Source organism: Sinomonas flava (assembly GCF_039531875.1).
GTDB classification, from domain to species: domain Bacteria; phylum Actinomycetota; class Actinomycetes; order Actinomycetales; family Micrococcaceae; genus Sinomonas; species Sinomonas flava.
On the sequence record NZ_BAAAQW010000008.1, the window covers coordinates 20,702 to 33,571 of the forward strand.

10 protein-coding genes and 1 tRNA gene are annotated in these 12,870 nt (G+C 71.5%); 6 read left to right on the forward strand and 5 right to left on the reverse strand.

The window, feature by feature from the left end:
• The first annotated feature begins 5 nt into the window (after positions 1–5).
• Complete coding sequence (locus tag ABD298_RS13895; protein WP_344300338.1) at positions 6–458, forward strand: hypothetical protein; 453 nt, start codon at positions 6–8, stop codon at positions 456–458.
• 177 nt (positions 459–635) lie between these two features.
• Here ABD298_RS13895 and aceE read toward each other — a convergent pair whose 3' ends face one another.
• Positions 636–3,446: a pyruvate dehydrogenase (acetyl-transferring), homodimeric type gene (gene aceE / locus ABD298_RS13900; RefSeq protein WP_425564424.1), complete on the reverse strand. Its 2,811-nt coding sequence runs from the start codon at positions 3,444–3,446 to the stop codon at positions 636–638.
• 158 nt (positions 3,447–3,604) lie between these two features.
• Between aceE and ABD298_RS13905 the strand changes: the two genes are divergently transcribed.
• Positions 3,605–4,372 carry an SDR family oxidoreductase gene (locus ABD298_RS13905; RefSeq protein WP_344300340.1) on the forward strand — a complete coding sequence of 256 codons (768 nt, stop codon included), beginning with the start codon at positions 3,605–3,607 and terminating at the stop codon, positions 4,370–4,372.
• Here ABD298_RS13905 and ABD298_RS13910 read toward each other — a convergent pair whose 3' ends face one another.
• Both ABD298_RS13910 and ABD298_RS13915 read right to left on the reverse strand, forming a co-directional pair.
• Complete coding sequence (locus ABD298_RS13910) at positions 4,373–4,780, reverse strand: sterol carrier family protein (RefSeq protein ID WP_344300342.1); 408 nt, start codon at positions 4,778–4,780, stop codon at positions 4,373–4,375.
• Positions 4,781–4,794: 14 nt separating this feature from the next.
• Positions 4,795–5,805 carry an asparaginase gene (locus ABD298_RS13915; protein WP_344300343.1) on the reverse strand — a complete coding sequence of 337 codons (1,011 nt, stop codon included), beginning with the start codon at positions 5,803–5,805 and terminating at the stop codon, positions 4,795–4,797.
• Positions 5,806–5,839: 34 nt separating this feature from the next.
• On the opposite strand from ABD298_RS13915, the gene purD reads away from it, so the two are divergent.
• A complete protein-coding gene (gene purD / locus ABD298_RS13920; protein ID WP_344300344.1) occupies positions 5,840–7,162 on the forward strand; it encodes a phosphoribosylamine--glycine ligase in 1,323 nt (440 codons plus the stop codon).
• Entirely contained in the window at positions 7,162–8,073 is a 912-nt protein-coding gene (locus ABD298_RS13925) for a phosphoribosylaminoimidazolesuccinocarboxamide synthase (protein ID WP_344300345.1), read from the forward strand. Before purD ends, ABD298_RS13925 begins: the two co-directional genes overlap by 1 nt.
• 60 nt (positions 8,074–8,133) lie before the next feature.
• Here the strand turns inward: ABD298_RS13925 and ABD298_RS13930 are convergent, their stop codons facing one another.
• On the reverse strand, positions 8,134–9,405 hold the full coding sequence (locus tag ABD298_RS13930; RefSeq protein ID WP_344300440.1) for a helix-turn-helix domain-containing protein: 1,272 nt from the start codon (positions 9,403–9,405) through the stop codon (positions 8,134–8,136).
• 202 nt (positions 9,406–9,607) lie between these two features.
• Here ABD298_RS13930 and ABD298_RS13935 point away from each other — a divergent pair, with 202 nt between their 5' ends.
• Both ABD298_RS13935 and ABD298_RS13940 read left to right on the forward strand, forming a co-directional pair.
• Positions 9,608–9,784, forward strand: coding sequence for a hypothetical protein (locus ABD298_RS13935; RefSeq protein WP_344300346.1), 177 nt, complete (start codon positions 9,608–9,610; stop codon positions 9,782–9,784).
• A 202-nt stretch (positions 9,785–9,986) separates the two neighbouring features.
• Complete coding sequence (locus ABD298_RS13940) at positions 9,987–12,719, forward strand: cation-translocating P-type ATPase (RefSeq protein ID WP_425564426.1); 2,733 nt, start codon at positions 9,987–9,989, stop codon at positions 12,717–12,719.
• 68 nt (positions 12,720–12,787) lie between these two features.
• On the opposite strand, the gene ABD298_RS13945 is transcribed toward ABD298_RS13940, so the two are convergent.
• Positions 12,788–12,864: transfer RNA gene (locus ABD298_RS13945), tRNA-Pro, on the reverse strand.
• Positions 12,865–12,870 lie beyond the last annotated feature (6 nt).

The following is a 12,870-nucleotide window of genomic DNA, read 5'->3' on the forward strand; positions in this document are numbered from 1 at the left end:
GATCCATGGCACGGAGTGAGTCGGCCGCATCGGTCCGCGCTGGGGCGGTGCCGGGCATCATCGTCAACGGCGTGCTGCTCTATGCGGCCAACGTGTGGCCGGGATGGTGGTCAGTGCCGTTCCTGACGCCGAGCACGACGAGGGTCATGGATGCGGTCAACGCCGCGTGGATCGCGGGCCTGGTGGCCAACGCTGTCTACCTGCTCGTCGGGTCGCCAGCGATCCGGGCGCTCGGGGAAATGGTCGTGCTCGTCTTCGGCCTCCTCGCGACACTGCGCGTGTGGGACGTGTTCCCCTTCGACTTCGCGGACGGCTCCTTCGACTGGGCCCTCCTGATGCGCATCGTCCTGGTGGTCGCCGTCGTGGGCGCGGTCATCGGGCTGATCGCCCAGCTGGTCGCGTTCGTGCGGGCGCTCGTGCGCCTCGGCGGGGGCGGCCGCGAGCTCAGGCACCCGTAGGGGACCTCGCGGTCCCAGGCCTCACACGCCCGTGGACTAGTGCGGCTCGGCGACGGGCTTCGACTCGGCCGAGCCGCGCTCGCGGAGGAAGCTGTACTCCTCTGCGCCTCCGAGCGCGTGATGCGGCAGCGGCCCTCCTCCCGCTCAGGGAGGAGGGCTGCTGCCTGGGGCCGGAGGCTATGCGTCGCCGCCGGCGTTCCCGGTCGTGCCCGCGTTGACGTCGAGCAGGCGGTACTTCTCGATCGCCTCGCGCGGCGCCCCCGCAGGGACCTCGCCGCGGCGCGCGAGCTCCTGGAGCGTGCGCACCACGACGGAGTGCGCGTCGATCTTGAAGAACCGCCGGGCGGCCGCGCGCGTGTCGGAGAAGCCGAAGCCGTCCGCGCCGAGCACGGCGTAGTCGCGGGGGACGAACTGGCGGATCTGGTCCGGAACGGCCTTCATGTAGTCGCTCACCGCCACCACGGGTCCGGACGTTGCGGCGAGCTGCCGGGTCACGAAGGGAACGGGGGCCTCGAGCTCCGGGTGGAGGAACGCCTGCTCCTCGGCGGCGAGGCCCTCGCGGCGCAGCTCGGTCCAGCTCGTCACGCTCCACACGTCCGCGGCCACGCCCCAGTCCTCGGCGAGGATCTGCCGGGCCTCGATCGCCCACGGCACCGCGACGCCCGAGGCGAGCACCTGCGCCCGGGGAGCGTCGGCACCGAGTCGAGCGAATGCGGAACCGGCGTCGTCCGCGGCGGTGTCCCCGCCCTCGCCGGGGGCGGGGAGCGGAAGCCGGTACATCCCGCGCAGCAGCGCGTCGACGTCGAGGCCTGCCGGTTCCGCGGGCTGGACGATCGGCTCGTTGTAGACGGTGAGGTAGTACATGACGTTGGGGTCCTCATGGGCGCCCCCGTACATCCGCTCGAGGCCCGCGCGCACGATGTGCCCGATCTCGTACCCGAAGGCGGGGTCGTAGGCGACGACCGCGGGGTTCGTCGAGGCCAGGATCGGGGAGTGTCCGTCGGCGTGCTGGAGTCCCTCGCCGGTGAGCGTGGTCCGGCCGGCCGTCGCGCCGATGACGAACCCGCGGGCCATCTGGTCCGCGGCGGCCCAGAAGGAGTCGCCGGTGCGCTGGAAGCCGAACATCGAGTAGAAGACGTAGACGGGCACGAGCGGCTCGCCGTGGGTCGCGTAGGAGGTGCCGGCCGCTGTGAACGCCGCCACCGCGCCGGCCTCGTTGATGCCGGGGTGGATGAGCTGCCCGGCAGGGGACTCCTTGTACGCGAGCACGAGGTCGCGGTCCACCGAGAGGTAGTTCTGGCCCTTCGGGTTGTAGATCTTCGCGGTCGGGAAGAACGCGTCCATGCCGAAGGTCCGGCTCTCGTCCGGGACGATCGGCACGATCCGGGAGCCGAACTCCTTGTCCCGCATGACGTCCTTGAGCAGGCGGACGAAGGACATCGTCGTGGCCGCCTGCTGCTTCCCGGAGCCGCGCTTGGCGATCTCGTAGGCCTTCTCGGAGGGGAGCGCGACGGCGCGGTGCTCCTTGCGCCGCTGCGGCACCGACCCGCCGAGCTCGCCCCGGCGGGCGAGGAGGTAGCGGATCTCCGGGGCGTCGGGGCCCGGGTGGTAGTACGGCGGCTCGTAGGGGTTCGCCTCGAGCTGCTCGTCAGTGATCGGGATCCGCAGGTGGTCGCGGAAGTCCTTGAGGTCCTGCAGGGTCATCTTCTTCATCTGGTGGGTCGCGTTGCGGCCCTCGAAGTGCGGACCCAGGCCGTACCCCTTGACGGTCTTGGCGAGGATGACGGTGGGCTGTCCCTTGTGCTCGACGGCCGCCCGGTAGGCCGCGTAGACCTTGTGGTAGTCGTGGCCGCCGCGCTTGAGGTTCCAGATCTGCTCGTCCGTGAGGTCCGCGACGAGTTCCTTCGTCTCCGGCGACTTGCCGAAGAAGTGGTCCCTCACGAACGCGCCGTTCTCGGCCTTGTAGGTCTGGTAGTCGCCGTCGGGGGTTTCGTTCATGATGCGCACGAGGTGCCCCTCGCGGTCCTTGGACAGGAGCGAGTCCCACTCGCGGCCCCAGACGACCTTGATGACGTTCCAGCCCGCGCCGCGGAAGAACGCCTCGAGCTCCTGCATGACCTTCCCGTTGCCGCGCACCGGGCCGTCGAGGCGCTGCAGGTTGCAGTTGACCACGAAGGTGAGGTTGTCGAGGTTCTCGTTGGCGGCGAGCTGGAGCAGGCCGCGGGACTCGGGCTCGTCCATCTCGCCGTCGCCGAGGAAGGCCCACACATGCTGGTCCGAGGTGTCCTTGATCCCGCGGTTGTGCAGATAGCGGTTGGACTGGGCCTGGTAGATGGCATTCATCGGCCCGATGCCCATCGAGACGGTCGGGAACTCCCAGAACTCAGGCATGAGCCGCGGGTGCGGGTAGGAGGAGAGGGCGTGGCCCTCACGGGACTTCTCCTGGCGGAAGCCGTCGAGGTCCTCCTCGGACAGGCGCCCCTCCATGAACGCGCGCGCGTACATGCCGGGGGAGGCGTGCCCCTGGAAGAAGACCTGGTCGCCGCCGCCTGGGTGGTCCTTGCCGCGGAAGAAGTGGTTGAACCCGACCTCGTAGAGGGTCGCCGCGCCGGCGTAGGTGGAGATGTGCCCGCCCACGCCGATGCCGGGCCGCTGCGCCCGGTGCACGAGTACGGCGGCGTTCCAGCGCATCCACGCGCGGTAGCGGCGCTCGGTCTCCTCGTCGCCCGGGTACTCGGGCTCCTGGTCCGCCGGTATGGTGTTCACGTAGTCGGTGGTGTGCACCATCGGCACGCCAACGCTCTGGGCGCCCGCGCGCTGCAGGATGCTCTTGACCATGAACTGGGCGCGTTCGGTGCCGCGCTCCGCGACGAGCGAGTCGAAGGACTCGATCCACTCCGCGGTCTCTTCCGGGTCACGGTCCAGCCCGGCAGCTGGGCTGCCGCCAACCTGGCCGCTGAGGAACTGGGTAGGCTCTCCAGTCAACACGTCCAACCTCTTTCTGCGCGCTCAGGTGGTGCGCGCGGAGTCTGGGGGACCTCGTCATCCCCAAAATTCCGCAATACGGAACTGAAATACTACGATGTGAAACTAGACTGGCGTCCTGACGTGATGCCCGTCAAGTTCGCGACGAACGGAGACAAACGATGACAGACACCGCGAGGTCCCGTGTGGCCGTCGTGACGGGCGCGGGAAGCGGGATCGGGCGAGCGGTCGCCCGCCGGCTGCTCGCCGAGGGCTGGAGCGTGGCGCTCGCCGGGCGCCGAGAGGCCCAACTGCGCGAGACGGCGGCTCCCGTCCCTGCTCCGGGACGCGCGCTCGTCGTGCCCTGCGACGTGACCCGGCCCGACGACGTCGAACGCCTCTTCGACGAGACCGGGGCCGCCTTCGGCCGCCTGGACGTCCTCTTCAACAACGCCGGGACGTTCGGGCCCGCCGGGGACGTGGGCGAGATCGACCTCGCCGACTGGGAGTCGACCCTCGCCGTGAACCTCACGGGGAGCTTCCTGTGCGCAGCCGCGGCGTTCCGCGTGATGAAGGCGCAGAAGCCCCAGGGGGGCAGGATCATCAACAACGGCTCGATCTCCGCGCACAGCCCGCGGCCGCGGTCCGTCGCGTACACCACGACGAAGCACGCCATCACGGGCCTCACCAAGAGCATCGAGCTCGACGGCCGGCCCTACGGGATCAGCTGCGGGCAGATCGACATCGGCAACACCCGTACCGAGATCATGACGACGCTCGGCGTCGGCGAGGGCGCACTCCAGGCCGACGGCACGCGGCGGGTCGAGCCGACGTTCGCGGTCGAGGAGGCCGCGAAGGCCGTCGCATTCATGGCGTCCCTGCCCCCGGAAGCAACAGTCGGGAACTTGCTCATCACGGCCGCGGGCATGCCCTTCGTCGGCCGCGGGTAGCTACGCGAGAGGCAGGAACTCGCTCAGGTCCGTCCTGATGCCCGAGGCGCTGAGCTTCCCGGACGCCAGCGCCTCGGGCCATACAAGGGCCCCGGTCGCGAGCGCGAGCCAGGTCTCGGCGTCGGTCTCCACCACGTTCGGGGGAGTGCCGCGCGTGTGCCGCGGCCCCTCGACGCACTGGGCGACCCCGAACGGCGGCACCCGCACCTCGACCGAGTTCCCCGGGGCCCGCTCGGCGAGCTCCTCGAGGAGGTAGCGCACCGCCGTCGCGAGCGTCTGCCGGGGCACGGTCCCGCGCACGACGGCGCCCTGGTCGCCTTCCCCGCTGCCGTCACCCGACCGTGCGGCGCGCCAGTCGGCGACGGCGGCGCGGCCGGCGTCGTGCGCGATCCTGCGGCGGACAGCCATGAGCGTCAGTCCTCCTAGTCCAGCAGCGCCGAGACGGCGCGCCCGAGGCGGATGCGGCCCACCTGGCGGCTGCCGCCCATGACCGGCTCGACGACGCGCTCGAGGACGCGGGCCACCTCGGGGACATCCACGGCGTCGGCGGCCGCGAGCATGGTCAGGCCCACGAGCGTCGTGGCGCGGAGGCTGCCGTCGAGGACCTTGACCGCGGCGGCGGCTCCCTGCGGGGTCGCGAGCACGAGGACGCCCTCAGCCCCGATCTTGGCCAGGATCCCAAGCTCCTCCATGACCACGGTGTTCTCCCTGTCGCGGCCTTGGACGGCCCACGGGTAGTCGAGCATCGACGTCGCGACCGTTGCCGCCCGGGCGTTCGCACCGGGGTCTCCCGGGGCCTTCGCGAGCTTCGAGTACGCCCTGGCCAGGCCCTGGAGTGAGAGGGCGGCCACCGGCGCGCCGCACCCGTCGATCCCCAGGTGGGCGATGAGCTCCTCGGCGTACTCCTCGATGGTGGCCCGGACCCGGTGCTGGAGGGGGTGGTTCGGCTCGAGGTAGCTGCGCCGGTCCCATCCGTTCTCCACACACGCCCAGAGGAACGCCGCGTGCTTGCCGGAGCAGTTGTAGGCAAGCTTCCGCCGTCCCTGCCCGGCCCGGACGAGCCACGCGCGGGCATTCTCGTCGGCCGGCCAGTCCGCCGGGCAGAGGAGGTCGTCCTCACGCAGGCCCGCGGCGTGCAGCATGCCCTCCACGACGTCCATGTGGTCCAGCGAGCCAGTGTGCGAGGCGCACGCGAGCGCCACCTGGCTGCCCCTCAGCGGGACGCCCGAGATCATGGACGTGAGCGCCTGGAAGGGCTTGAGCGTGGACCGGGCGAGGATCGGGCTGCGGATGTCGCCCAGCTCGGTCACGACGCTGCCGTCCCCGGCGACCACGACTCCCGCGCCGAGGTGCCGCGACTCGATGAAGCCGCTGCGCTCGATCACGGCGAGCTCGACCGCGTCGTCCGCCGCGAAGGTTGCGTGAGAGGCCATGGCGACAGTCTATGGTCGGGATACCCTTGGGGGCGTGAAGGTTCTCGTGATCGGCCCGGGTGGCCGCGAACACGCCATTGTCCGCTCTCTCCTCGCCGACCCGGGCGTCTCCGAGGTCCACGCGGCGCCGGGCAACGCCGGAATCGCGCAGGACGTCCCCGTGCACACCATCGACGCCAACAGCCCCGAGGCCGTCACGGCCCTCGCGCAGGAGCTCGGCGTGGACCTCGTGGTGGTCGGCCCCGAGGCGCCGCTGGCCGCCGGTGTGTCCGATGCCGTCCGCGCGGCCGGCATCCCCGTCTTCGGCCCGAGCCGGGCCGCGGCGCAGCTCGAGGCCTCGAAGTCCTTCGCCAAGCAGGTCATGGCCGAGGCCGGGGTCCCGACGGCGATGGCACGCGTTGCCGTGAATGCCCAGGAGGCCGCTGACGCCCTCGACGCGTTCGGCGCCCCCTACGTCGTCAAGGACGACGGGCTCGCCGCCGGCAAGGGCGTCGTCGTGACCTCGGACCGTGACGCGGCGCTCGCCCACGCGCAGGCCTGCTTCGACGCTGGCGGCTCGGTGGTGATCGAGGAGTTCCTCGACGGGCCCGAGGTCTCCCTCTTCGTCCTCTCCGACGGCTCGACAGTGGTCCCGCTGGCCCCGGCCCAGGACTTCAAGCGGATCTTCGACAATGACGAGGGCCCCAACACCGGCGGAATGGGCGCCTACACGCCGCTCGAGTGGGCCCCCGAGGGCCTCGTCGAGGAGGTGGTCGAGCGGGTCGCCCAGCCCACCGTGGACGAGATGGCCAAGCGCGGCACCCCGTTCGTGGGCGTCCTCTACTGCGGCCTCGCCCTCACCTCCCGCGGCACGCGCGTCATCGAGTTCAATGCGCGCTTCGGCGACCCGGAGACCCAGGCTGTCCTCGCCCGGCTCACGACGCCGCTCGGCGGGCTCCTGCTCGCGGCCGCGACCGGGCGGCTGGACCGGGCCGAGGAGCTGCGCTGGGCGCCCGAGACCGCGGTCGCCGTCGTGCTCGCCTCCAAGGACTACCCCGACACGCCCCGCACGGGCGACCGCATCCGCGGCCTGAAGAAGGCCAACGCTCTCGAGGGGGTGCACGTGCTCCACGCGGGGACGAAGCTCAACGACGCCGGCAAGGTCGTCTCCTCGGGCGGCCGGGTCCTGGCGGTCGTCGCCCTCGGGGACGGGCTGGCCCAGGCGCGCCGACGCGCGTACGAGGGCATCGCCCAGCTCGGGCTCGACGGCGGGCAGTTCCGCACGGACATCGCCGCCAAGGCCGAGCGCGGTGAGATCACCGTGCCGGGAGGGCGCAATCCGGTCGAGTCCGGTGCTGCCGGGACGGGGGCCGAATGATGGCCGGCTACCAGACCGAGACGCTCGATCTCCCGGGGTGGCGCCACGTCTACTCCGGCAAGGTCCGCGACCTGTACGAGCCGGCGGACTCCGGGCCGGGCGAGAGCGACCGCGTCCTCGTCGTCGCGAGCGACCGCATCTCCGCCTACGACTTCGTGCTCGCCAGCACCATCCCGGACAAGGGCCGCATCCTCACCCAGCTGAGCCTGTGGTGGTTCGACCAGCTCAACGTGGCCAACCACGTTCTCGGCTCGACCGCCGAGGACGGCGTCCCCGTGGAGGTCGAGGGCCGTGCCATGATCTGCCGCCGGCTCGAGATGTACCCCGTGGAGTGCATCGCGCGCGGCTACCTCACGGGATCCGGCCTCGCCGAGTACCGCGAATCCGGCACGGTCTGCGAGATCCCGCTGCCCACCGGGCTCGTGGACGGCTCGCGCCTGCCCGAGGCCATCTTCACGCCCTCGGCCAAGGCCGCCGTCGGCGAGCACGACGAGAACATCACCTATGAGGACGTGACCGGCATGGTGGGCGACGACGCCGCCGCCCAGCTGCGCGACCTCACCCTCGAGATCTACCGGGAAGCCGAGAAGATCGCCCGCGAGCGGGGCATCATCCTCGCGGACACGAAGGTGGAGTTCGGCCTCGACCCGGTGACCGGGTACATCACCCTCGGCGACGAGGTGCTCACGCCGGACTCGTCGCGCTTCTGGGACTCCAAGACCTGGGAGCCGGGAAAGGCGCAGCCCTCGTTCGACAAGCAGTACGTCCGCGACTGGCTCACCTCCGCGGAGTCCGGGTGGGACCGTGCCTCCGGCCAGGAGCCGCCCGCGCTTCCGGCCGCCGTCGTCGAGCGCACCCGCGCCCGCTATGTCGAGGCCTACGAGAAGCTCACGGGCCGCACGTTCGCGTGACGCGTCCGCGCGGAGCGGGCGCCTGACGCGTCCGCCGGGCCCCGTGCCCGGCGGACGCGCTCAGCTTCCGTTCGAGACTGCGCCCCTCTCGGCCCGCTGCTCCGCGAGGCGGATCTCGAGGATCGCGTCCATGGTCTGCTGGACCTTGTCCGAGGCGCCCGCGTAGCTGAACTGCTCGCGCGCGTCCTTGAGCATCTCGAGGGCTTCGTCGTTCCGGGCGAGGGCCTTGAGGGCGCGCCCGTAGAGCAGCGCCACCTCGCCGGCCGTGTGCCGCCCGAGCACGGACTTCTCGGCGTGGATCGACTTCAGGATCTCGATGGCGCGCGAGATCTCCCCGTTGAGGTAGAGCCAGCGTGCGCGGATGAAGCTCACCTCGAGCTGCTCGGTCCGAGAGCCGCCCACGATGCTCAGGGCGAGCTCGGCGCGCTCGATCGCGGCGAGGGTCTCCGGCTCGATGATGCCGCCCGAGAGGCGAACCGCGGCGGAGGCCTTGTTGAACCGGGCCCACAGCTCGATGTCGTTCGCGGGGGAAAGGAGCTTGGCCGCACGCTCGTGGTGCTTGACGCCCTCCTCGTAGTCGGCGCGCATGAAGGCGACGTTCCCGATCACCCATTCGACCTCGCCGGCGAGCTGGCCCATGGAGTCCTCGTCGATGAGCGTTGCGAGGATGCGGCACTGGTCCCACGCCTCCTCGAGCTTCCCGCTCTCCGCGAGGGCGCCGATGAGGGCGCGCAGCGCCCCGACGTAGATGGTGGAGCCGGCTGGAAGCTGCGCGCCGAGCCGCACGGCCTCGCGGGCGTGCTCGATGGCGGTCCCGAGCTGCCCGAGCCCGTGGCAGACGGCGGCGAGCATCTGGCGCGCGCGCACGGCGAGGCCCCTGGACTCCGAGACGATCGGATGCTCGAGGAGGTGCTGGACGATCCGCTGGCACTCCGCGAGCTCGCCCTGCTTCATGAGGCACTCGGCCTGCATGTAGGTCATGTTCCACCACGCGCTGTTGTTCTTCCCCTCAAGGGCGAACTGGGCGGCGGTGGCAGCGTGGGTCGCGGCCTGCGCGTAGTCCCTCAGGTCCCACGCCTGGCGCGCGTAGAGGCCGGCCAGCACGTACTCGGCGTCGTTGGCGCTCACGGGCTGGCTCCAGGCCTCGAGCGCCTTGGGCGCGAGCTGCAGCCTGCGGGCCAGCTCCTGGATCACCTCGGCCGTGGGCTCCCGGCGGCCGGTCTCCAGGAGGGAGATGTAGCTGGGCGAGTACAGGTCTTTCCCGAGTTCGGCCTGCGTGAGCCCGCGTTCGAGCCGCTCCGCGCGCAGCTTCTCGCCGAATCCACTGCCCACACTGTCCTCCTGGCCCCCGGCGCCGGTCGTACCGGCCAATTACACCTTCTACTATGGACAATCATCGCGGACCCCGCCGCGTCTTGACAGGCCATGTGGAAATTATTTTACTTGGTGTGTCAATCATGACAAAGCACGCTCTGCCCGATCCACGCACCCTTTCCCGGGTCGCTCCCGGGATGAAACCCACAAGGACATGATCATGCTCAAGAAACTCATTGCCGCCCTGGCCGTGGCCGGTTCTCTCGCGATCTCCGGGGTTGCCGTTGCTCCCACCGCGATCGGCAACTGGCCTGACCCGATGAGCGCCCCGGTCGCCGGCTCCGCCAAGGGCGGCTCGACGACCCCGATGATCGGGAACTGGCCGGACCCGATGTAAGAGGCACGCTGTTCAGGGGGCTTCCAGAGGGGCGCTTCGGAGACGTTCTCCGAAGCGCCTCTCTGCTGTCTGCAGGAGGGCTGTCCCCGGGGCGGCTGTCTCCCGGCGACTGTCTTCCAGCGGTCCGCCCTTGTTCCGACCGCACCGCCGCGGGACCTTCGTCCCCTTCCCGCCCCGGCTCTGCTGACGAAGAATGAATGGCGTGAGCGCAACGGACCATGCACCGGTCGGGTCCCGCCGTCCTCACTCCGCCGCGCATGGCATTCCCGCCGGGCTGGACGAGGCCGCCGCCGCAGCGCTCAGGGAACAGGTGGGACCGAATGTCCTCCCGCGGGAGAGGCCGCGCCCCTGGTGGGTCCGGCTCGGCGCCGAGCTGGGCCACTTCTTCGCGCTCATGCTGTGGGCGGCGTCGATCCTGTCGTTCGTCGCCGGGATGCCCGAGCTCGGCTGGGCCATCGCCGCCGTCGTCGTGGTGAACGGACTCTTCGCGTTCCTCCAGGAGGCGAGGGCAGAGCGCGCCTCGGCGAAGCTGCGCGACCTGCTCCCGAACCGAGTCCAGGTCAGGCGCGGTGGACACACACGCGTGGTCGACGCCGCGGACCTTGTGCCCGGGGACATCGTCCTCCTCGCGGCGGGGGACAGGGTGCCAGCCGACCTCGACCTCGTGTCCACTTCGTCCCTCGCCCTCGACGAGTCCATGCTCACCGGCGAGAGCCTTCCGGTCCCCCGCGAGGCGGGTGACGCGGCGGCCGGCGGCACGTTCGTCGCGGCGGGAGACGCCGTCGGACGCGTGAGCGCCACCGGAGCGGCCACGAAGCTCGCCGAGATCGCCAGCCTCACCACGCGCGCGGTGCCGCCGGCGAGCCCCCTCGACCTCGAACTGCGGCGCATCGTGAGGATCATCGCCATCGTCGCCGTGACCGTGGGCGCGGTGTTCTTCGTCATCTCGCTCCTGATCGGGAACCCGATCACCGGGGCGTTCCTGTTCGCCATCGGGGTGACCGTGGCGCTCGTGCCCGAAGGGCTCCTCCCGACGGTGACGCTCTCGCTCGCCATGGGGGCCCAGCGCATGAGCCGCAGGCACGCCCTCGTCCGCAACCTCGAAGCCGTCGAGACGCTCGGGTCGACCACCTTCATCTGCACCGACAAGACCGGGACGCTCACCCAGAACCGCATGAGCGCCGTCGAGGTCTGGACCCCGCACGGCACCGTCGTCCTCGAGGGGACCGGGTACGCCCCGACGGCGGCGGTCAAAGGCCCCGACGACGCGCGGTCGGCGGCTGCGCGGCTCGCGACGGGCGCCCGCGCCGCCTCGCAGGGAGACGTCGAGGAGCACGACGGCGAGTGGCGCGCCGTGGGCGATCCGATGGAGGCCGCCCTCGTGGCCCTGGACCGGCGGCTCGGCGGGACGGAGACCGGCGCCGTTCCCACCGCCGGCTTCGCCTTCGACGAGGAGCGCAAGCGACAGAGCGCGGTCCTCGCGCATTCGGGCGCGGCGGAACTGTGGGTCAAAGGCGCGCCCGAGACGCTGCTCGGGCTCTGCGTCGGCGACGGCGTGGAGCGCGGCGTGGAGCGCGGCGTGCCGGGAGGAGCGGACGAGCGCGCATGGCTCGTCCGGGCCGAGGAGGCCCTCGAGGCGCTCGCCTCCCGGGGCCTGCGCGTGCTTGCCGTGGCGTCCCGCGGGCTAGCGCCGGCCGAGGCGGCCGACGCCGAGCAGGGCCGGGCGGACGCCGTCGTGCTCGAGGAGCGGCTCGTGCTGCGCGGGCTCATCGGGCTGCACGACCCTCCCCGGCCCGCCGTCGCGGGAGCGATCCGGCAGGCGCGGGACGCCGGGATCCGCCTCGCCATGGTGACCGGGGACCATCCGACGACCGCGGCGGCGATCGCGCGGGAGATCGGGCTCATCGTGCGAGGCAGCGGCGCCGACGCGGTGATCGAGGGCGATTCCCTGCCGGAGGACCTCCAGGTCCTCGGCGCACTCCTGGACCGGGACGGCGTGGTCATCTCCCGGGTGAGCCCCGAGCAGAAGCTCGACGTCGCCCGGGCGCTGCAGGCCCGTGGGCACGTCGTCGCGATGACCGGCGACGGCGTCAACGACGGCCCGGCGCTCGAGGCGGCCGACATCGGGGTGGCGATGGGCCGCAGCGGGACCGACGTGGCGCGGAACGCGGCAGATCTCGTGCTCCTCGACGACGACTTCGCGACCATCATCGCCGCCGTCGAGCAGGGCCGGGCGACCTACGCCAACATCCGGCGCTTCCTCACCTACCACCTCACCGACAACGTCGCCGAGCTGACGCCGTTCATCGTCTGGGCGCTTTCGGCCGGGCACTTCCCGCCCGCGATCGGCGTCCTGCAGATCCTGTTCCTCGACATCGGCACCGACCTGTTCCCGGCGCTCGCCCTCGGAAGCGAGCGGCCGAGCGAAGGGGTGCTCAAGCGGCCTCCCGAGCGGCGGCACCTCATGGACGGGAGCCTCCTGTTCCGCGTGTTCGCGGTCCTCGGCCCCGTCGAGGTGCTGTTCGAGATGGCCGCGTTCACCGTGGTCCTGTGGCTCGGGGGCTGGCGGCCGGGCGGCGACCTCCCGGCGCCCGGCGTCGTGGCGGCGGCTTCCGGGGCGGCGTTCACGGCAGTGGTGCTCGGCCAGCTCGCCAACGCCTTCGCGTGCCGGAGCGCGAGCAGGCCCGCATGGCGGCTCTCCTGGACGGGGAATCCGCTCCTGCTCTGGGCGGTGGGGGTCGAGGGGGCCCTCCTCGCGGTGTTCCTCTTCGTGGGGCCGATCGCCCAGCTCCTGGGCCAGGCGCCGCCGCCATTGGCGGGGTTCATCCTCGCGGCGCTCGCGATCCCGGGAGTCCTCGCCGCAGACGCGCTGCACAAGTGGTCCCGCCATCGGCTCGGACGGGGGCATACGCATCCGGTGCTGCCGCACCACTGACCCCGCCGTCTTCGGGCGCGATCCGGGCATGCGAAAGGCCCCGCAGCTCTGGCTGCGGGGCCTCTCTGTGGTCGGGATGACAGGATTTGAACCTGCGACCTCTTCGTCCCGAACGAAGCGCGCTACCAAGCTGCGCTACATCCCGATCCGT